At 59.8% G+C, this 20,993-nt stretch carries 14 protein-coding genes; 6 read left to right on the plus strand and 8 right to left on the minus strand.

The window, feature by feature from the left end; genetic code table 11:
* The first annotated feature begins 4 nt into the window (after positions 1–4).
* The 4 genes from PMI01S_RS07470 to PMI01S_RS07485 all read left to right on the plus strand — a co-directional run bounded on the left by PMI01S_RS07470 (position 5) and on the right by PMI01S_RS07485 (position 4,077).
* On the plus strand, positions 5–1,108 hold the full coding sequence (locus PMI01S_RS07470) for an extracellular solute-binding protein (protein ID WP_084318869.1): 1,104 nt from the start codon (positions 5–7) through the stop codon (positions 1,106–1,108).
* Between the two features lie 142 nt (positions 1,109–1,250).
* Positions 1,251–2,159: an ABC transporter permease gene (locus PMI01S_RS07475; RefSeq protein WP_084318871.1), complete on the plus strand. Its 909-nt coding sequence runs from the start codon at positions 1,251–1,253 to the stop codon at positions 2,157–2,159.
* A complete protein-coding gene (locus tag PMI01S_RS07480; protein WP_084318872.1) occupies positions 2,156–3,004 on the plus strand; it encodes an ABC transporter permease in 849 nt (282 codons plus the stop codon). Before PMI01S_RS07475 ends, PMI01S_RS07480 begins: the two co-directional genes overlap by 4 nt.
* A gap of 17 nt (positions 3,005–3,021) precedes the next feature.
* Entirely contained in the window at positions 3,022–4,077 is a 1,056-nt protein-coding gene (locus tag PMI01S_RS07485; protein WP_084318874.1) for an ABC transporter ATP-binding protein, read from the plus strand.
* 77 nt (positions 4,078–4,154) lie between these two features.
* On the opposite strand, the gene PMI01S_RS07490 is transcribed toward PMI01S_RS07485, so the two are convergent.
* Positions 4,155–5,084: an AraC family transcriptional regulator gene (locus PMI01S_RS07490; RefSeq protein WP_084318876.1), complete on the minus strand. Its 930-nt coding sequence runs from the start codon at positions 5,082–5,084 to the stop codon at positions 4,155–4,157.
* A 335-nt stretch (positions 5,085–5,419) separates the two neighbouring features.
* Between PMI01S_RS07490 and PMI01S_RS07495 the strand changes: the two genes are divergently transcribed.
* Positions 5,420–5,773 (plus strand): putative quinol monooxygenase, encoded by a 354-nt coding sequence (locus PMI01S_RS07495; protein WP_084318878.1) that lies wholly within the window; start codon positions 5,420–5,422, stop codon positions 5,771–5,773.
* Between the two features lie 41 nt (positions 5,774–5,814).
* Complete coding sequence (locus tag PMI01S_RS07500) at positions 5,815–6,045, plus strand: hypothetical protein (RefSeq protein WP_084318879.1); 231 nt, start codon at positions 5,815–5,817, stop codon at positions 6,043–6,045.
* Here the strand turns inward: PMI01S_RS07500 and PMI01S_RS07505 are convergent, their stop codons facing one another.
* The 7 genes from PMI01S_RS07505 to PMI01S_RS07535 form a co-directional block, all read right to left on the minus strand.
* A complete protein-coding gene (locus tag PMI01S_RS07505; protein WP_084318881.1) occupies positions 6,046–6,675 on the minus strand; it encodes a flavin reductase family protein in 630 nt (209 codons plus the stop codon).
* Positions 6,676–6,854: 179 nt separating this feature from the next.
* The gene (locus PMI01S_RS07510) at positions 6,855–8,174 is read right to left on the minus strand and encodes an MFS transporter (RefSeq protein WP_084318883.1); all 1,320 of its coding nucleotides are present in this window, start codon (positions 8,172–8,174) and stop codon (positions 6,855–6,857) included.
* A 310-nt stretch (positions 8,175–8,484) separates the two neighbouring features.
* A complete protein-coding gene (gene mifR, locus PMI01S_RS07515) occupies positions 8,485–9,810 on the minus strand; it encodes a two-component system response regulator MifR (RefSeq protein WP_084318884.1) in 1,326 nt (441 codons plus the stop codon).
* The gene (locus PMI01S_RS07520; RefSeq protein ID WP_084318886.1) at positions 9,804–11,570 is read right to left on the minus strand and encodes a sensor histidine kinase; all 1,767 of its coding nucleotides are present in this window, start codon (positions 11,568–11,570) and stop codon (positions 9,804–9,806) included. Before PMI01S_RS07520 ends, mifR begins: the two co-directional genes overlap by 7 nt.
* Positions 11,571–11,673: 103 nt before the next feature.
* Positions 11,674–14,139 (minus strand): RHS repeat domain-containing protein, encoded by a 2,466-nt coding sequence (locus PMI01S_RS07525; protein ID WP_235864443.1) that lies wholly within the window; start codon positions 14,137–14,139, stop codon positions 11,674–11,676.
* A 293-nt stretch (positions 14,140–14,432) separates the two neighbouring features.
* Complete coding sequence (locus PMI01S_RS07530) at positions 14,433–19,073, minus strand: SpvB/TcaC N-terminal domain-containing protein (protein WP_084318888.1); 4,641 nt, start codon at positions 19,071–19,073, stop codon at positions 14,433–14,435.
* A gap of 186 nt (positions 19,074–19,259) precedes the next feature.
* Positions 19,260–20,783 (minus strand): fumarate hydratase, encoded by a 1,524-nt coding sequence (locus PMI01S_RS07535; RefSeq protein WP_084318891.1) that lies wholly within the window; start codon positions 20,781–20,783, stop codon positions 19,260–19,262.
* Positions 20,784–20,993: the final 210 nt, after the last annotated feature.

The raw sequence follows: 20,993 nt of genomic DNA on the forward strand, positions 1-20,993 counted from the left end.
CGTAATGGGCGAGCATGATCTGAACAGACGTCAATTTATCAAAACCGTGGGCGTGGCCTCGGTGGCAGCGGCGGCCATGAGCTTGCCCTTCGTCAAGGCCAACGCCAGCGACACCCGTTTCCAGGGCAAGACCCTGCGCTTGCTGACCTGGTCCGATGACACCGGGCTGGCAGCGCTGCGCAACATCGCGGCGACCTTTGAAGACAAGTACGGCTGCAAGGTCATCGCTGACCGCACCGGCAGTACCTCGGAAATGGTCGCCAAACTGAAGGCCGCCGGTGATCGTCCACAGTACGACATCATCACGTTGGCCGGTGTCGGTGCCGAAGGTCTGGCCGCCGCCAACCTGCTGGAAAAACCCGATCTCAACCGCATTCCCAACCTGGTTGACGTGCCGGAGAAATACCGCACTGGCGCCAATGGTCACGGCATCGGTTACCTGCTGTGGTGCAACAGCCTCGTCTACAGCACCCGCACTATCAAGGAAGCGCCGGACAGTTACGCCGCCCTGTGGGACGCGGAGCTGTCGCCGAACATCTTCCTGCCGCCACCGAACTGGACCGAGGCCATGGACCTGATCATCATCGCCGCCAAACTGGCCGGTGGTGACGAACACAACATCGAGCCAGGCTTCAAGAAACTCGCCGAGCTCAAGGATCGTGTGGTGACCCTGGGTGAAAACCCGAACCAGATCGCCGAGCTGTTCCGCACCGGCTCCCTGGACATGGGCGGCCTGTATGCCCCGGCGTTCTTCCCGAAACAGATCCGCGATCCGGCCTACGGCCTGGGTGCCACATTCGGCATGAAGGAAGGTTTCTACACCGACCTGATGTTGTCGGTGATGCCGAAGAATCGTCCGGGCGATACCGACATGACCTACGCCTTCATCAACCACTCTCTGGACCCGCTGGTGCAGGGCAAGATGGCTGAAGACATCTACAACGGCCCGGTCAACGCCAAGGCGATCATCTCCGCCGAAGCGCGCAAGAGCCCGTACATCCTCACGCCTGAGCAGATTGCCGAGAAAGCGATCATGCACGACAACGCCTTCCTGGCCTCTGTGCATGACCAATGGATTCGTCGTTACACGGAAATCTTTTCTTCCTGATCAGTAGGAGCTGCCGAAGGCTGCGATCTTTTGATCCTGTTCTTCGGCGGTATTGAAAAGATCAAAAGATCGCAGCCTTCGGCAGCTCCTACAGGTGCCAGGCGCGAGATATTCCTGATCTTCCATTGACGAGACCCTTGCTATGGAACACCAACCTCTGACTCATCCGGTCGTTACCGCTCCGGCGCGCGCCCACCGGGGTGTTTCGCCGACGACTCGCGCCTGGTTTTTCCTTTCGCCGTCGATGCTGTTTCTGGGCGTGCTGATTGCCGCCAGTCTGCTGGTGCTGCGCATGAGCGTGGGCACCAAAGGTGCGGAATGGACCGGGTTCAGCCTGGCCAGCTATGCACAGTTGCTGGAACCGTATTACCTCAAATCCTTGCTGCTGACCTTGCGCCTGGCGCTGATCAGCGCAGTGATCGCCGTGGTGCTGGCGATCCCGGTGGCCTACACCATGTCGCGCCTGACCTCACCGTTCGTGCGCCGGATCTTCCTCGCCGCCGTGCTGTTGCCATTGCTGGTCAACCTGCTGCTGCAAAGCTACGGCTGGCTGGTGATTCTCGGCCCGGGCGGGATGCTCAACCAAGCGCTGATGGGCCTGGGCCTGATCAAGCGCCCGATCATGCTGCTGTACAACCAGAACGGCGTGCTGATGGGCCTGGTGCAAACCGCGTTCCCGCTGGCCGTGTTGCCGATTGCCAGCGCCATGCGCGGCGTCGCCCGTACCTACGAAGAGGCCGCCGCCACGCTGGGCGCCAGTCGTTTGCAGGTGTTCCGTCAGGTGGTGTTGCCGATGAGTTTTCCGGGGATCATTACCGGTGCGACGTTGGTATTCGCCTACAACGCCAGCAGTTTCGTGGTGCCTTTGCTGCTCGGTGGCCGGCGCGTGCCGATGCTGGCGGTGATGGTCCATGACCAGATTGCCCCGCTGATGAACTGGCCCGCCGCGTCCGCCGCCGGTGTGGTGCTGATCGTCACCACGCTCGCGATCATGACCTTGTCCGAATACATCACCGGCCGTCGTCGCCGCATGCTGGAGGCTTCGCAATGAGCGCAGTGATCAAGAAGCGTCATTCACTGTTGCCGGGCGATACCGGCAAGTTCGCCGGCATTCTCTCGGGTTTCATTCTGCTGCTGGCGGTGCTGCCGATCCTGACCATGATCGTCATGTCGTTCAGCGGCGCGTCGAACCTCGACTTCCCGCCGAGCAGCTACAGCCTGCAATGGTACAAGGCCGCCTGGCACACCTTTGTCTCGCCGGACTCCAGCGATGTGCTGAGCCTCGGCAAAGCCATGACCACCAGCCTGATGGTGGCGTGCCTGACCATGGTCTTCGCCACGATCATCGCGGTGCCGGCGGCCTACGCGCTGACCCGTTGCGAGTTCCGTGGCAAAGCCGTGGCGTTGCAATTGATGTCGCTGCCTCTGGTGTTTCCGATGGTGGTGTTGGGCCTGGCTTTGTTGCTGGTGTTCGACAGCCTGCCGTTCCAGATGACCACCTCGCGGCTGGTGATTGCCCACGTGATTCTGGCGCTGCCCTTTGTGGTGAAAAACTGCACGGCGGCGATGCTTTCCATCGGCAGCGAAGTCGAAGAGGCCGCGCAAATGCTCGGCGCCTCACCGCTGCGGGCGATTGTCGATGTGGTGGTGCCCTTGATGAAATCGGGGATTCTGGCGGGGATGCTGCTGGCGTTCATCGTCTCGTTCAACGAATTCACCGTGACCTATTTTCTCTACACCATCGACGTGATGACCGTGCCGATCTGGATGTACAGCCGCACCGTGTCTTCGCTCGACCCCACCGTATTTTCGTTTGCCGTGCTGATCGTGCTGATCGACTTCGTCCTGATCTGGGCGCTGGAGAAGCTGGTCGGTGAAGGTGGCGTTTCGTTCTGATTCTTGAGGTGATTCATATGTCTGGTCTGATTCTGGAAAACGTCGAGAAACACTACGGCTCGGCCTGCGCGGTAAAGGATGTGAACCTGCATTTGCCGGAAGGCAAACTGGTGTGTTTTCTCGGCCCGTCGGGTTGCGGCAAAACAACGTTGCTGCGGATGATCGCCGGGCTCGAAACCCTGACCGGCGGCGAGATTCGCCTGGACGGTGAAGACATCGGCCACACGCCGGCGCATCAGCGCAATTTCGGCATGGTGTTTCAATCCCTGGCGCTGTTCCCGCACATGACCGTGGGGGAGAACATCGCTTATCCGCTGAAACTGCGTGGGGTCAGCAAGGCTGATCAGCAGAAGCGGGTGGTGGAGCTGCTGGAACTGATTCAGTTAAAGGAAATGATTGATCGCCCGGTGGCGAAACTGTCGGGCGGCCAACGTCAGCGCGTGGCGATTGCCCGGGCGATTGCCAACCACCCGAAAATCCTTCTGCTGGATGAACCGCTGTCGGCGCTGGACGCCAAGCTGCGTGAGTCGATGCAGGTGGAAATCCGTCAACTGCAACAGCGCCTGAACATCACCACCATCATGGTGACCCACGACCAGCGCGAGGCCATGACCATGGCCGATATCGTCGTGGTGCTGGGGGAGCATCGCGTGCAGCAGGTCGGCACGCCGATCGAGATTTATCGTCATCCGGCCAACGAATTCGTCGCGGACTTCATCGGCTCGGGCAACATTTTCCCGGCCACGGCGCTGGGCAACGGCAAGGTGGGCCTGCCCGGTGGCGATTCGCTGGAAGTGCCGATCTGCAGCAGCATCGTGGTCGGCGAAAAAGTGAAAATGCTGATCCGCCCTGAAGACCTGCAACTGTCGCACCCGCAGGCGACGGCGGGGAATCGGTTGCTGGGCAAGGTGACGTTCGTGCGCGATATCGGTGCGACGATCGAGACGACCGTGGAGTGTTCGGGCGTGTCGTTTACGGCGCTGAGCACGCCGTGTCAGGGATTTGGGTTGAGCATTGGCAATCCGGTGTCGGTGACGTTGCCGGCGGAGGCTTGCCGAGTGCTCGGTGCCTGATCCGGATTTGATGGTGGCCTTACTGGCCTCTTCGACTTGCTCGCGAAGAGGCCAGTCGCAACACCGCAAAAATCAGATCAAACGGTCAACCGCAACCGCGCCAAATCCCGCAACGGCGGCGCTCCGAACAACCGGCTGTACTCCCGGCTGAACTGCGACGGGCTTTCATACCCCACCCGATAACCTGCCGCCGACGCTTCCAGTCCTTCCGCCAGCATCAACCGACGCGCTTCCTGCAACCGCAACTGCTTCTGATACTGCAACGGACTCATCGCCGTCATGGCCTTGAACCGGTGATGCAGCGTCGAGACGCTCAAATTCACTTCCTTCGCCAATTCATCAATGCGCAGCGGTTGCTCGTAATTGCCGTTGAGCCATTTGATCGCCTGGCTGATGCGGTGGCTCTGGCTGTTGGCGATGGCAATTTCGTACAACCGATAGCCCTGCTGGCTGCGCAACAATCGATAGAGAATCTCCCGACGAATCAACGGCGCGAGCATGGCGATGTCTTTCGGTGTGTCCAGCAATCGCGCCAGGCGCAGCACCGCGTCGAGCATCGCCGTGTCGATCCGTTCGACATACAAACCGCGACCGGTGGGGCGGGTCGGCACCCCAAGCGGACCGGCGTCGGCAATCAGCGCGGTGATTTCCGCCGGGTCGATGTCCAGCCGGACCGAGAGGATCGGTTCTTCAGACGTGACATTCACAATTCGCCCGCTCAGGGGCATGGAGACCGACACCACCAGGTAGTTCAGCGGATCGTAATTGAAGAATTCGTCGGCCAGCCTGACCTCTTTGCGCCCCTGCGCCATGATGCACAACGCCGGTTGTGCCAGTACCGGGGCGAAGTCATGGGACTTGCTGTGTTTGCCCAGAAACAGAGAGCCGACGGCGGTCGCATAATTGCCATCTTCCGTGGTGTTGCGACGGATGATGGCCGCCAGTTCCGCGCGCTGCTTCTCTATGTCGGCGTCCAGCGGGGCTTGAAAGTGATCGAGCGACGACATGCAGGGCATCCTCGGCGAAGCAGTGGGAATGAGCTGAGCTTAAATTTGTGCAAGGCGCAGCGGTAGACACATCCTGCGAAAAGCTTGCCTGATTCTGCACGGGGTTACGCCGGCGGGTGGCTCTGACTGTTTAACGCAGGGAAAACTTGCTCGAACCTTCGTGTTTCAGCCCCGTAACAGGTTTTACACATTGTTACAGGTGCTGAAGGCAGCTTCGCAGGATTGTGCAATAAGCCGGCAGGAATCGACTAACGGGGCAGCGTGCCGACGCTTAACCTTGGATCCTGTCGCAGCCCGTCCCACGGCTGCCACTCGAGTACCTGGGAGGGTTGAACATGTCTACGCAGATCCCCGTCAGTCATATGGCCTTTGTCCGCGCCCGCGCCGGGCGTTCGGCGGAACTCGGTGCGCGCCTCAGCGCCTTGATCGAACCGTCGCGCACTGCGCCAGGCTGCCTGAGTTTTTCCCTGCAGCATTCGCAATGCGATCCGGAGTTGTGGCTGGTGTCGGGTTTCTGGACCCATCAGCAAGCCATGACGGCCTATTTCAGCACGCCGGCGATGGAGATTTTCGCCGAGCTGGTGCAGGAGCTGGTGGTCAACAGCCTCGATTTTCATACCTTCAAAGAGGTGTCGGCCGTCCAGGCGCTGGGCCAGACCCAGTCCTGGGTACACAAAATGGCGGGTTGAGGGTTTAATGGCTCGACTTTCCATCAGCCAGGATCCGCGACATGGCACGCAAAGCCTTTGAACATTTCGAAGCTGTTTCCGCTGTAGTACCGTGCGAGGGTGGCTACCACGCCGCGATTGCCGTCAAAGCCCTGGGTGGTTCAGGGACACCGCGCTTTCACAAAGTGCTTGCAGGGCAAATCTTCAAGACAGCCAATGAAGCCGATCTGGCTGCCGCCAAAGAGCTGACCCGCCTTAAAGACGTCAAAGAAGACACCGACCTGCTCTGGTAATTACTTGACCGCCCCCGGGCGGAACATCTTGAACAAGGCCTCAGGCCCCAGCTGAAAATAATCCGCGGGCCCACCACCGCGCAGAATCGGTTCTGCCGCGGCGGTGTCGTACACGCCGTCCTTCAGCAGCCATTTGGCAATGTGCACGGCCACCACTTCGCCAAGAATCAGCCAGCTCGGCACCACATTGCCGTCGGCGCGCTGCAACTGGATGATCTGCGTGACTTTGCACTCGAAGGACACTGGGCTTTCGGCCACCCGTGGCACCTGAATGACCTTCGACGCCACAGGCGTCAGCCCGGACAACTCGAACTCATTGACCTGCGGCCCGACCATCGCGCAGCTCTGGTTCATCTGCTCGGCCAGTGGCCGGGTCGCCAGGTTCCAGGCGAACTCACCGGTCTGCTCGATATTGTTCAGGCTGTCTTTACGCCCGACGCTGGAAAACCCGATGATCGGTGGAATGTAGTTGAAGGCGTTGAAGAAACTGTACGGCGCCAGGTTCAGGCGTCCGTTGGCATCCTGCGAAGAAATCCAGCCGATGGGGCGCGGGCCGACGATGGCGTTGAACGGGTCATGGGGCAGGCCGTGGCCGTTGGCGGGTTCGTAGAAGTGGATGTCGTCGGGCATGAAGGGATTCCTGTTGGTGTGGCGTTCATAGTGCAAGGATGAACTCATAATTTCCAGCGCACGCAATCCCCTGTAGGAGCCGGCTTGCTGCGGGCGGCTCCTACAGGGGGTTGTGTTTCTTCAATGAAAAAGGGGCAGACCTGCGAAGGTCTGCCCCTGTTTTTATTGCGCGAGCCGAATCAGTCCGTCTCGATCCGCGAATGCTTGCGGGTGTCTTTCATGGTGATGTACACCAGCAACGACACGGCAATGCACGCGGTGACATACCAGTAGTAACCGGTTTCCATGCCGATGCTCTTGAACCACAGCGCGATGTATTCAGCGGTGCCGCCGAAGATCGACACGGTCAGCGCATACGGCAGGCCAACGCCCAGCGCACGGATTTCGGTCGGGAACAGCTCGGCTTTCACCACCGCGTTGATCGAGGTGTAACCGCTGACGATGATCAGCGCCGCCATGATCAGGAAGAACGCACCCCACCAAGACTGGATGGTGTGCAAGGTGGTGAGGATCGGCACGGTGAACAGCGTGCCGAGGATGCCGAAGGCAATCAGGATCGGCCGACGACCGACCTTGTCCGACAGCCCGCCGATGATCGGTTGCAGGCACATGAACAGGAACAGCGTGGCAGCGGAAATAGTGGTGGAGTCGGAGATGCTCATGCCGACGGTGTTCACCAGGTATTTCTGCATGTACGTGGTGTAGGTGTAGAACGCCAGGGTGCCGCCCATGGTCAGGCCAACCACGGTCATCAGTTCCTTGGGATGGCGCATCAAGGTGCGCATCGCGCTTTCCTTGGCCTTCTCTTTCTTGGTGAACGACTCGGTTTCTTCCATGCCACGACGCAGGTAGAGCGCGACTACGGCACACAGCGCGCCGATGGCGAACGGGATGCGCCAGCCCCAGGCGTACAGCTCTTCGGTGGTCAGCACTTGTTGCAACACGATCAGCACGGCCAAGGCTATGAGCTGGCCGGAAATCAGGGTCACGTACTGGAAGCTGGAATAGAAACCGCGACGTTCCTTGGTCGCCATCTCGCTGAGGTAAGTCGCCGAGGTGCCGTACTCGCCGCCGACCGACAGGCCCTGCAGCAGGCGGGCGAACACCAGCAGGATCGGCGCGCCGATGCCGATGGTTTCATAACCCGGGCTCAAGGCGATCAGCAGCGAGCCGAAGCACATCAGGTACACCGAGGCCATCAACGCGCGTTTGCGACCGGCCTTGTCGGCGTAGAGGCCCATCAGCCAGCCACCGATCGGGCGCATCAGGAAGCCCACGGCGAAGATCGCAGCGGTGTTCAGCAGTTGTGCGGTGGTGTCGCCTTTGGGGAAAAACGCTTTGGCGAAGTACAGGGAGAAGGCGGCGTAGACGTACCAGTCGTACCACTCGACCATGTTGCCGACCGAGCCGCTGAAAATCGATTTGATGCGACTGGCGGTGGTTCTTTCTTTAGCCGGCACGGCAGCCGACCCAAGGGGCAGGGCGTTGGAGTTATCCATTGAAGGATCCTTCGTTTAATTGTTTTTGTGGAGCGCGTTGAAACGCAGCCTGCGTGGGCTATAGCAGGAGCTGTGCCAAGGGGAGGAGGGCCGGTTTAGAGGGGTTTAGAGGTTTGAGTGAGCGGAAATCCGCTGATTGAAGCGCGATCGTGAGCGGAAAGTCGCTGATCGGACCTGTGGATTTGTCTTGTTGGTACGGGCCTCTTCGCGGGCAAGCCCGCTCCCACCGTGGTCAGTGTCGTACACAAGATTACGTACGACGCCGAACCCTGTGGGAGCGGGCTTGCCCGCGAAGGGGCCCGTCCAGACACTACAAAAACATTTCCCGCGTCAGCCCATGCCGCTGCATCTTTTCATTAAAGGTCCGACGCGGCAGTTGCAGCTCTTCAAGCACCGCCTTCACATCGCCCTTGTGCCGGGTCAGCGCCGCGCGCAGGCAATGCGCTTCAAACGCTTCCTGCTGCGCCGCCAGCGATTGCCCCGGGTCGACGCCTGCGAGTGCGGGCTCACCCAGCCCCAACACCTGCCGCTCGGCCACGTTCGCCAGTTCGCGCACATTGCCCGGCCAGTCGTGGCTCAGCAAATGGCTCAACTGCGGGCCGCTCAGCGGCGGGAATGTGCGCCCCAATCGTTCGGCTGCGCTGTGCGCAAACGACTCGAACAACAGCGGAATGTCTTCGCGGCGCTCACGCAACGGCGGCAAGCGCAACTCGGCGACGTTCAGCCGATAGGCCAGATCCTCGCGAAACCGCCCGGCCCGCGCCTCATCCAGCAGATCGGGTTTGGTCGCAGCGATGATCCGCAAGTCCACACGAATGCTCTGGTTGGAACCCAGCCGCTCCAGCTTCTGCTCCTGCAACACCCTCAGCAATTTCACCTGCTGGGCCAGCGGCATGCTTTCGATTTCATCGAGAAACAGCGTGCCGCCATCGGCGTATTCGAGCTTGCCGATGCGTTTGCCCTGAGCGCCGGTGAACGCGCCGCTCTCGTGACCGAACAGCTCGGCCTCGAACAATTGCTCAGGAATCGCCGCACAGTTGAGCGCGACAAACGGCTTGCCGGCACGCGGCCCGAAGTCGTGCAGGCAACGGGCAACCAGCTCCTTGCCGCTGCCTGTTTCACCACGGATCAACACGTTGACCGGTAACGCCGCCAGGTCCAGCACTTGCCGACGCAGCGTCTGCAAACCACGGGACACACCCAGCAACGTGGCATCGAGTTTGGCGCGGTTGTCGGCCTGTTCGTGCAAGGCGCGGTTTTCCAGCACCAACCGGCGCTTGTCCAGCGCACGGCGCAGGCTGCCCAGCAGGGTTTCCGGGCTAAAGGGTTTTTCGAGGAAATCGTAAGCGCCATCGCGCATGGCATCGACGGCCATCGGCACGTCGCCATGGCCGGTCAGCAGAATCACCGGCAAGTCGGCATCGCGGCGCTGCACTTCGGCCAGCAGTTCCAGCCCGGTCATGCCGGGCATGCGCACGTCGCTGAGGATCACGCCGGGGTAATGCGCTGGCAGTTGCGCCAGGCATTCATCGGCGCGGCTGAACAGTTGCACCTCGAAACCCGACAGGCTCAGCCATTGTTCGACGGCGCTGCGGATGCTGCTTTCGTCGTCGACCACCATCACTGAATTCAGCATGCGTCAGGCGCCTCCGGGTCGATGGGCAGGGTGAGTGTGAACACCGCGCCGTTGTCGTGATTATCGGCGCTCAGGCGTCCGCCCGATTCGTGAACGATGGCAAAGGATACGGCCAGACCGATGCCCAGGCCATCGCCCACCGGTTTGGTGGTGAAAAACGGGTCGAACACCTTCGACAGGTTTTCTTCGGCGATGCCACTGCCGTTGTCGATGACGCTCAGGCGCCACAGTTGTTCGTCGGCTTCGAGGCGGATTTCCAGGCGTTTGCAGGGTTTGTCCTGCATCGCGTCCAGCGCATTGCGCAGCAGATTGATCAGCACCTGTTCCAGACGAATCGCATCGCCGCGCACCCACGCCGGGCGCGTCAGGTGCAGCACCGTGCTGACCTGTTCATCGCGCAGGCGAGTGTCGAGCAGCTCAAGCGATTGGTCCACCACCGCCGCCAGGTCCAGGCGTTCACGCAAGCCGCTGGGGCTTTTGCGGGCGAAGGTTTTCAGGTGGCCGGTGAGGGCGGCCATGCGCGTCAGCATGTCGTCCACCGGTTTCAGTGCCTTGTAGGCGTCATCGACCCGGCCGTGATCGAGCAGCAGGCGCAGGGTCGCGAGCTGCATGCGCTGGGCGGTCAACGGTTGATTGATTTCATGAGCCAGGGCCGCCGACATCTGGCCGAGGGCCGCGAGTTTGGCCGATTGCACCAGACCGTCCTGCGCCGTGCGTAAATCGCGAGTGCGCTCTTCCACCAGTTGTTCGAGTTCCTCTCGACTGCGCTGGCGCATTTTCGCCAGACGCCAGCGCTGGTTGAGGAACAGCAGCAGGAACACCAGCGTCAGCCACAGCCCGGCGGCGGCGAGTGCGGCGTTGCGGCTGTCTTCGAACGCCACCTGCGGGCGGCGCAGCAGGTGCAGCGTCCAGTCTTCGGTGGTCAGCGGCAGGGATTCCCACAGGTAATCCGTTTTGCCGTCCGGGCCATCGACCCGCGCCAGCTCACTGTTGTCGTCGAAGCGGCGCAGCGATTGATAATCCAGCAGCGTCAGGGGTTGCTTGTCGTATTGGCGGGTGGCCTTGAGCTCGGCGTGATCGCTGTCGCTCAGCGGTTTCAATTGGCGATAGCGCCAGCCCGGCTGATTGGCGATAAAGATGATTCCGCGTGCATCGCTGACCAGCAGCGTATCGCTGCCCTGACGCCATTCGCGTTCCAGTTCCGGAAACTCGAGCTTCACCACCATCGCCCCGAGAAACCGGCCATCGTCATCGGTCACGGCGCTGGACAGGAAGTAACCGGGAATCCCGCTGGTCACGCCCACTGCATAAAAGCGCCCGGTGCCCTGGGTGCGGGTCTGGCTGAAGTAGGGGCGGAAACCGTAGTTGTGGCCGACGTAGCTGCTGGGCAAACGCCAGTTGCTCGCCGCCACGGCGAGGCCGGTGTGATCGAGCAGTTCCAGGGTCGAGGACTCGGCAGCGCCGTTGATTTTTTCCAGTTTGCGATTCAACGCATCCTGTTGCTCGGGGCTCACCGAACCTTTGAGCGCTGAACGCAACTCCGGGTCCAGCGCCAACACGGCGGGCAGGGCACGGTAGCGTTCGATCAGGGTGTGCAGGGAGGTGGCATACAAACCCAGTTGCTGATTGGCGCGGGCAGCGTCTTCCACCAGGGCCTGACGCTCGGCGTGACGCATGGCCAGGGTGGCTGCGAGGGCCGCGCCGGCGAGGATGATGAAGGTGTAGAGCGTCAGGCGCAGGGTTCGGGAAATCGGAATCATGGAGCGCGAGTCGGACTGGTGATAGGACGCGCAAGATAGCATGTGGGCTGTCTTGAACGAGCAGTCATCGCAAGTTGAGCTGCTGCATTTGATCAATGATGAGTTAGCGGTTCAAAGTGTTTCGAAAATGTGCCATTTCATTGCTAAGCAGTCCAAGCGAACGAATGGGTACCGCATGATTCATCAATTCATCGTAGTTTAAATGCGCCTCATGCATACCGTTGGCCAATCCGGTTTGATTGGATGGACTGACGTCTGTGGTTTGACCAAGGTGTTCGAGCATTCCCTGATTATTCAAAACCAGGTTTTCAAGTAAGGAAACTCCGCTCACACCGGTAGCATCAAGTTCATAAAAATAGTAATCACCGCCTCCTTGTATTGCATAGAACATCACACCTTCAAGAGCCTCTGACACAATCAACGCCTCCTGGTCATGTTCGCGACTGAGTTTTTCGAGCATGTTTGGAATTGCAGTGAAGTCATGCGAGGGGTTGAACCCATTCAGTTCTATTTCATTGGGTGGGCGCCGGCTCACCCGATAGACCTTTCCGCCAAAATCATCTCTGACCAGCAAGTTTCTATTGTTTAAACGGTAAGGCTGCTGATCGGGGTCGGTGCCGTTGTTCAGTATGTCAAGAACGGTATGTTGCTCCGCCGTCTCCGGAGCCGTGCTTTCCGGGGAGCCTGGAGACTCTGGAGCGGCTTCCTCTGGCGAGTTACTACCCAGTGACGCGGTGGGTGAATCCTGGTAGTCCATTGACTCATCATCGTCTTGTTCTGAAGCAGACTGTACGATCGGCGGCAGGCCAAACGCAGCCCTCAGATCCGGTTCGACGATTACAAACTCATCCAGAAATTCATCATCGTACGGCTGCCACATACGCCCATCAGGATCGATCCTGCAGATCGGGTTGTTTCCACAAAACCGATAAAAATTCAGGCCGTCAATCGAGCCGGCCGGATCCGGACTCACCCACCGCCCCAACCACGGCGCGTAATACCGAAACCCATAGTAATAAAGCCCACAAGCATCCCGCTCTTTACCCGAATACCGAACGGTCTTGTAATCGGCATCGACACGCGAACGGGCCGCCCACCAGGCTGTACCGCCAAATGGGTAATAGCCTTCATGACTGATCACACCCGCGTCTTTATCCAGTTCCAGACTGCAAGACCCCACATGATCGTCGACGCTGTATCGCAGTTGATCAGCGTCGATATCAACGGGTTTGCCCTTGACCCAATGCAGGCACCGCACGCTGCCTCGAGCCAATGCAACGCAGATGACCTGCAACTCTTCATCGTCATCGGTTGTACGCACTTCCAGCTCCGGAAGGTAATGAACGACACGTCGATGAGCTACGGCACGGGCCTGCTGGGTACTGAATTTAACCACCCGTTCACCGCCAGCATCGTAGCGATACCACTCAGCATCATCGACGGCTGTCGGGCGGCGAACCGTGGTCACGCTTTGTAGCTGATTCAGCGCATCCCAAGTCATCGGTCGAGCACCGGGAACCAGCCGTTGCAGATTGCCGTTTGCATCGAAATCGCGCCGATAATCCGGCTCGTCATCACCCTCGTTCCAGGGCAAGGCGCGGTTGCTCTGCGGATCGACGCGCAGCTGTTGCCTGAACGGGTTTTTATCGCTGACATGGCGCAACCGGGTGCGGTTGCCGACCGCGTCGTACTCGTAATGCTCGGTGTAGTTGAGTAGCCGGTCAGGGTCGATGGGACCGGGAATGATGAGTTCCGGCAAACCGGGGTTCTGACCGGCATTGGCGGTCTCACGACCTGTGGCGCAGATGAGTTGGTAAAGGCTGTCGTAGGAAAAAGTGTTTGCTGCCTCTACACGCTGGTTGGCGAAAAACGTGACGGGTTGGGTGTGGTCCAGTAGTCGCAGGATGTTGCCGACCGGGTCGTACTCATAGCGCAGATCCTGCAGGCGAACACTTTCCAGGGTGGTAGCGGTCAAACGTTTCAACCGGCCGCTCGCCGCCTCGTAGGTCGCGCTGCTGGTGACGTCGTTGCCGGTCACCTGCGTCAGCAACTGGCCTTCGGCGTTGTAGCTCGCCGCTTTCAACAGCGGTTTCAGGCCTTGAGAGGCGAGGATCAGGTCAATGCGTTGCAGTTGCCCGGCGCGATCAAGGTAGAAGTGTTGTCGATGACCACCGGCATCGGTTTGCTCAAGTACTTGCCCCAACGGTCCGAAACGGCTCGCGGTGATGTAGTCCGCGCCGGGTTGCAGCAGCGCGTCGCGTTCGGCTTCGACCACGGGCCAGTGGGGAAGGACTTCAGCCTGATCCGGTAAAAATCGCTGGCGTTGGCGGATGACGCCGCCGCCGAGCGCCTGCTGGTCGAGCCAGACAACACCGGCTCGATCATCGTGGCGGATCAGCTGCCCACACTGATTGCGCTCGGCGAATTCGTCCGTGTTGTCGGCGTAGGTCAGGCGTTCAACGGTACGTACGGTCGAGCCCTGCATGTGTTCATGAACTGCGGTCAGCCGTTGCTGGACGTCGTACTCATTCTGCCAATGGCTGCCTCGGCCATCCCAGTGCTCGCGCATTTGCCCGGTCCCGTCGGGTAACCCCAGGCGCCATCCGGCGTCGCGACTTTCAGTGCACAACGCAGCGCCAGACAAGCTGTAAACCATGGCCACGTTCGGACGGGACCCCGGCGCGAGGAAGCGCGGATCCCGTTGCGCCACCAGGCGGCCGGCGACGTCATGTTGCTGAGCCGTTACCAGCGCAACGGGACTGAGTTCAGCAGCGTCCCGCCGCCAGTACGCGACCTGACGGACTGACAGGCCACGGTTGTCGATGACGCCAACGTGCGGAGTCTGCGAATGAACGCCTGAGATCAATGCAGCGTCCAGCCATTGCGCGTTGTCGGGGAGGGCGGCTGATTAAATAGATCGTTTTCATCGAACTTGATGGTGTACCAGCAACGGTAGCGCTGTTCCCGACGCAACGGCAGGAGTTCCGAGTTGGGGCCTTGCGGCATTTTTTTCGCAAGGATGGTGTGCGTCGGCCGGCCGGCAGCATCGTAGAGTTGCTGGTCGTGAAAGGCGTGAACGCGCATCGACTGATCGTTGATGTATCCCCACCAGTCAGCGAAGTACGGCCTGTAGATTCGCACCTTCTCGCCCTTGTTGTTGTATTCGACCGGTTCGCTGACTCGCCAGCGCCGCGTGGCCTCGGCTTCCTCCGGGGTGCCATCGTCCTTCAGTTTCAACGTGCCGTCGTCATTCACCACCCAGGCCTTGCCGGGCTCGACTTCCTGCTTGGTCTGCAAGACTCGAGCGAAGCCATCCTGGTGGGTGATGACGATACGGATCTTCACGTCGGGATCGCCTGGATAACGGTCCGCCTGGAAGATCGCGACGTGAACCGGCTGTCGATGAGCCTCCTCGATGTATCGCTGAAGAAGCTTTTCGTTCTGGTTCGGGTCTTGGAGTTCCAGCAGGTGCTGCCGGGCTCGGTCACAGAGGTGGCCACTGGGTAACACAAAGCCTTCTGCCCTGGCCCAGGTCAGCCATTCTGCTGTCGGAGGTTCGGCTTCCGGGACCCGACCCATCCAGCTGAAAGCATCGCTGAACATGGCCATGGCGTAATTGCCGATGGCGTCATCGGCATTCTTAATCGCATGGCCCGGGCTGCGGTCGTCAGGGCGTGCATAGTCTTTCAGCGAATCGAAGCCGACCTTCAAACCCAGTTCGGTGCCATAAAAACTGGTGACCAGCACTTCGCCGAAGGCGTTGTAGCAGGCTTCCTGGGTATTCTGATTAGGGTCCTGGATGGCGGCAGGCAGAAACGTGCAGTAATCGGTGTTCAGGGTTTGGGTGATGCAACGGTCCGGCAGTTCGATGGCCGTGTGCAGGCACCAGTGAGCGTCATAGGTGACTTTGGTGATGCCGTGGCTTTGGGTCTGCTGGAAGTAATCGACGTTGTAGAAACCTTCCAGCCCAAGATAGTGCGCAAAACCACGGTGCACGGACCACAGGTAGTCCTTCGCGTCGGGAGGATTCTTGTCGACGGGCGATGAAACGTCGGGCAGGAACCAATCCATCTTGTGGTAACCCACGGATACAAGCTTGTCGTGGAGATCGAAGGGCATGTCGCCATTTTCATCCTTGAGCTTGTCGTAAGCGCTCAAGGCCTTGGCATCCAGTTCGGCGATTTCCACGTAGCCTGGCAGCGCATGCACGGTTGCCGTGCCCTTTTCCATGACCTGATTGGTAGCGGGATCAATGTAGAACTGCATGGACATCCCGGCGAGCACCGATAGTTTTGACCATTCACCACCGTCCTCGCTCCACTCGAGAACGTTCTTATGGTGGATTTCCTTGATACTCAGCTTCGTCTTTTCCAGCACCAGTGCATTACTGCGTTCCCGATACGGCAGCCCCAGTCGAAAGGACGTCCCCGGTTTCCAGGTCGTTTCGTCGTACACATGGTTGTATTCGGCTTTCGACTCGGTCACATACCAGCACTGCTGGGCATCATCTTGGGCGTCCTCCCAATATCGTTGTTCATGTTCATCGTCAAAGGGCGGAGCGCCGTCGGTTTCGCGTCGCGCGTAATGGATGACGCAAGCATGCAGCGGAGCGCCGAATTCGTCCCATTTGAGATTGAGGGTGTGTTCGCAACGCGGGTCGTCCGGCATTTCCGGTTCGTACTGACAGCTTCTGGATTCCAGCGCCATGGGTTGCAACACGGCATAAGGGTAATGCTCGCCTTTTGCGCGCAGCAGTCGTACCTGGAAGCGATGGTCTGTCACCGCATAAGGCACCACGGGATTGTCAAAATCGAACACTTCGGTGCGCAACGTCGAGCCGCTGAGCGCACGTGCGATTTCCCGGGCGGTTTGCTCGTCCGGCTCCAGCGGCTCTGCGGCTTTGTCGCGCAAGTGAAACCGTTCGAGCCGGGTGGGTTGCAATGCCACGGCCTGGTCGTCGCCGCTGTAACAGCCGATAGTTGGCTGATCCACGGACCTGCCATTGTGAAACCAGGTCTTGCTCAATATCGGTGCCGTGAACCCGAGGCTCGCACGCTCCGATTCGGTGGCTTCGGTGTCGGTCTGCAGTAGCAGGCCAAAGCCGCGGAGCTCTCGTTCGATTGGGTCGTAGTAACCCTGGCGGTAGCTCATGAGTTGGGTCAGTTTGTTGCCAGTGATTTCATCGATCTGGGTCTGGCGTTTGACCACGTGCATCGCGAACGGCACGCCGGATTCAACGACCTTGTCTGGATCGACCAGGTGCTGTTCGTATTCCTCATCCAGAAACTCCTGCGCCGAACTGCGGTAGTCGATGAGGCTCAGCGTGCCCATGTTGTTGTTGCTGCGATTGACCAGGTACGGCTTGGCTTTGACGAAGTCATAGCGCCAGTGCCGGGGGGACATGTGGGGTTTGGTGAAAATCAGGCTGGTGCAACCCAGTCCGAGCAGGTCCGCCGTGGTGACCTGACACAACCGGTCGTAGCGCATGCCTTCGGGCCAGGGCAGAACAATGGGATCGGTGGCGAAACCTTTGCCGCAGTGGTTCATGTACACCAGGAATCGATCGGATTCCAGGTAGATCAGGTCAGTTGCGCCCGAACCATCCAGGTCCGCCAGCAAGACTTGAGAAGCACTGAAGGATTCGTAAGGAAACGTCGGCGCGGTGAGCACGATTCTGTTGCCAAAGCGCCCATGGCCGAGGTTGGGCCAGCATTCCAGGCTGTTGTGGCGGATACGGAACAGGTGCTGTTTGCTACTGCCCATCACATCGCTGAAACCCACCACTTCGGTTTCTGCACTGCTTGGCAAGGGTAGGGTGTCGCTTTCGTCATGAGGTACGTCACGGCCTGCGCTGAAACCATTGTCATCGCCCAGGTTGGTGTACAGACGCACGCTGTTGCTGCCAATCATCGCGACATGAGTGCGACCGTCGCCTATCAGGTCGGCCATTTGTGCCTGAGGATGGAAGTACTCCAACGGGAAGGCCTTGTATGGCACGAAAGTCGACCACTCGCGATTGGGGTGCATCGTGAAGCAGCCATTGATGGTCGGCGCGTGCCACCCCAATTCCAGCCTGCCATCGCCGTTCAGGTCACCGAGGGTCTGGCGGATCGATTTGCTGCTGTCGGCTGCCGGAGTGTATGGCAGTTCTTTCAGTTCACCGTACCGCACATCATCGCCGCCGCTGCGGGCCCGCGAGGGTTCGCGGTAGTACCACGCCTTGTCGTGGCGACATAAAATGCCTGGCATGCCTTTGCCATACAAATCCACCAACTGGTAGCGCTGGCCATCGTTGAGACCCGGCATTTGCGGAAATTCCTTCCACCCTGGCTGATCATCTTTTTCAAGATCGAAGGGCGCGTAATTGAACTCCATCGGCGGACGGCTCTCGACCTTGCCTTTGCTGTCGTAAGCCTGGAGGTGAGCGGCGGTCAGATGGTTGTAATCCAGGGAGGTCTGGCGGTGCTCCAGCAGCAGGCGTTGAACCAGCACCGGCGAGGCACCCAGCTCGGCGGTGAAATGGTGAAACATCAATACCTGTCGGCACAGGCGGCGAGTGCCCAGTGGAAACCCGTAATCGTGATTCCAGAAAGTATCGCTGCGCTCGAGCCATTCACCGTATTGATCGCCGTCCTGCAAGTAAGGCGGGCCGTAGGCCGGTGTTTGCGTCAGGTCGTGACTGCGTTCGCCGTAGTCGAACAGCAGATGAAAGTGGAAATGCACATTTTTCCACCCATCGGGGTCCAAGGAGTACAACGTCGATTGCGCCACTGCATTGCCATAGAGCACCCGGTGCAGATAGCGCTGGGCACGATAGTCGAGAAAATTCGGCGCGAGCGGTGCTTCCGTCTCGGCCTTGTATTCATTGACGATGTGCTCACCACGAGAAGTGACGATTTCATCCAGAAGCCAGACGCCGACGCGTTCAGGTTCAAGTGGTTTTTTGTCGTCCCTGGGTTCGGCCCGGCGCGAAGCCAGGGTCTTGCCATACACCTGAATGCTGCCGTCAGCGCTATGAATCAGCCAGAAACCCGCGGCGTCGTCGTCACTCGACAACCGTTCGATTTTGGCGAAGCCGCCCTCGATCCGTGGCTGATAGCGAATCGCTCGATAGTTTGATGTGCCGAGGGTGACGGGTCTTTCGACAATCTCGCCGTTAGCGTCGAGCTCCGGCATCCAGGTCTCACCGTCGGGGCCGACGACCAGATCCTTGCGCTTGTCGTAAAGCGGAACGCCCTTGCTGGTGCGCACGGTGATGGCGTTGATGGTCAAATGCCAGCCGATGCCAAACAGGCTGTTGCCCACATGACTGCTGTAACTGAGCGAAAGCGCCGGCACCAGACCACGATTCGGTGCACTGGAAATCGGCAAGGGCACTGTCTGCGACGCTGAGCCGGTCGTACCCACTGCCCCAAAACCGCCAAAGCTTGCAATGGCGCCGCCAATTTTGGGTTGGGCGGGGGCCGAAATATTGATAGTGCCTTTTTGTTCTTCCGTGGCCATTTCTGTTTCCACCTGACAAGGATGCACAAGTGCAATCAACTTATCAGGGGATGTAGCGGCTGTGACCTGTCACATCTGACAGGTCCGCCGGATTGAACGTGAAAAAAACCGGTTTTTCTCCAGGCGAAAAAAAACCGGGATGTCAGCGTCGACAGCCCGGTTTCTTTAATGGCGTTTCAATGCAGCTTACTGCACTTCCACCGCCAGACTCTCACTGATCTTTTTCTGCCAGATCGCAGGACCGGTGATATGCACCGATTCACCCTTGCTATCGACGGCAACGGTGACCGGCATGTCTTTCACGTCGAACTCGTAGATCGCTTCCATGCCCAGTTCGGCGAAAGCCACTACGCGGGATTTCTTGATCGCTTGCGCCACCAGGTAAGCCGCGCCGCCAACCGCCATCAGGTAAACGGCCTTGTGGTCCTTGATCGCGTCGATCGCGGTCGGGCCGCGTTCGGATTTGCCGATCATGCCCAGCAGGCCGGTTTGCTCGAGGATCTGACGGGTGAACTTGTCCATCCGCGTGGCGGTGGTCGGACCGGCAGGGCCCACCACTTCTTCGCGCACCGGATCAACCGGGCCAACGTAGTAGATGAAGCGACCCTTGAGGTCTACCGGCAGGGTTTCGCCCTTGTTCAGCATCTCGACCATGCGCTTGTGCGCGGCGTCGCGACCGGTGAGCATCTTGCCGTTGAGCAGGACGGTTTCGCCCGGCTTCCAGCTCTGCACGTCTTCCGGGGTCAGGGTGTCGAGGTTGACGCGACGGGCCGACGGGCCGGCTTCCCAGACGATTTCCGGGTAAGCGTCCAGCGGTGGCGCTTCCAGGGTCGCCGGGCCGGAGCCATCCAATACGAAGTGCGCGTGACGGGTGGCGGCGCAGTTCGGGATCATGCACACCGGCAACGAAGCGGCGTGGGTCGGGTAATCCATGATCTTCACGTCGAGCACGGTGGTCAGGCCACCCAGGCCCTGAGCGCCGATGCCCAGTTGGTTGACCTTCTCGAACAGCTCCAGGCGCATTTCTTCGATACGGTTGGACGGGCCGCGCTTTTTCAGCTCATGAATGTCGATGGATTCCATCAACACTTCCTTGGCCATGACAGCGGCTTTCTCGGCGGTGCCGCCGATGCCGATGCCCAGCATGCCCGGTGGGCACCAGCCGGCGCCCATTTCCGGAACGGTCTTCAGCACCCAGTCGACGATCGAGTCGGACGGGTTGAGCATGGCCATTTTCGACTTGTTCTCGGAACCGCCGCCCTTGGCCGCCACGTCCACTTCCACGGTGTTACCCGGAACGATGGAGTAGTGGATAACGGCCGGGGTGTTGTCCTTGGTGTTTTTGCGAGCGCCCGCCGGGTCGGCGAGGATCGAGGCACGCAGGACGTTTTCCGGCAGGTTGTAAGCCCGGCGCACGCCTTCGTTGATCATGTCGTCCAGGCCCATGGTGGCGCCATCCCAACGCACGTCCATGCCCACGCGCACGAACACGGTGACGATGCCGGTGTCCTGGCAGATCGGGCGGTGGCCGGTGGCGCACATGCGCGAGTTGATCAGGATTTGCGCCATCGAGTCACGAGCCGCTGGCGATTCTTCGCGCAGGTAGGCTTCGTGCATCGCCTGGATGAAATCAACGGGGTGGTAATAGGAAATGAATTGCAGGGCGTCGGCAACGCTCTGAATCAGGTCGTCTTGCTTGATCACGGTCATGAGTCGCGCTCCTCTAAAAGACGGGAACATTCAATAAGGTGCTTGCAGCTTGGGTGCATCGGTCGGTTGCAAGCACCTTTCAAGGCACGCCGGGCATGCTGGCGCGACGCTAAAAAGGCGCGGCAGTATAACGCGCCTCGGTGCCCGGTACACGCGTCGACAGTCAATCGTTGGTCGTACAGATCAAGCTTGCGAACGCGCACTCACCTG

The sequence above is a fragment of the Pseudomonas migulae NBRC 103157 genome (genome assembly GCF_002091715.1).
Lineage (GTDB): Bacteria > Pseudomonadota > Gammaproteobacteria > Pseudomonadales > Pseudomonadaceae > Aquipseudomonas > Aquipseudomonas migulae_A.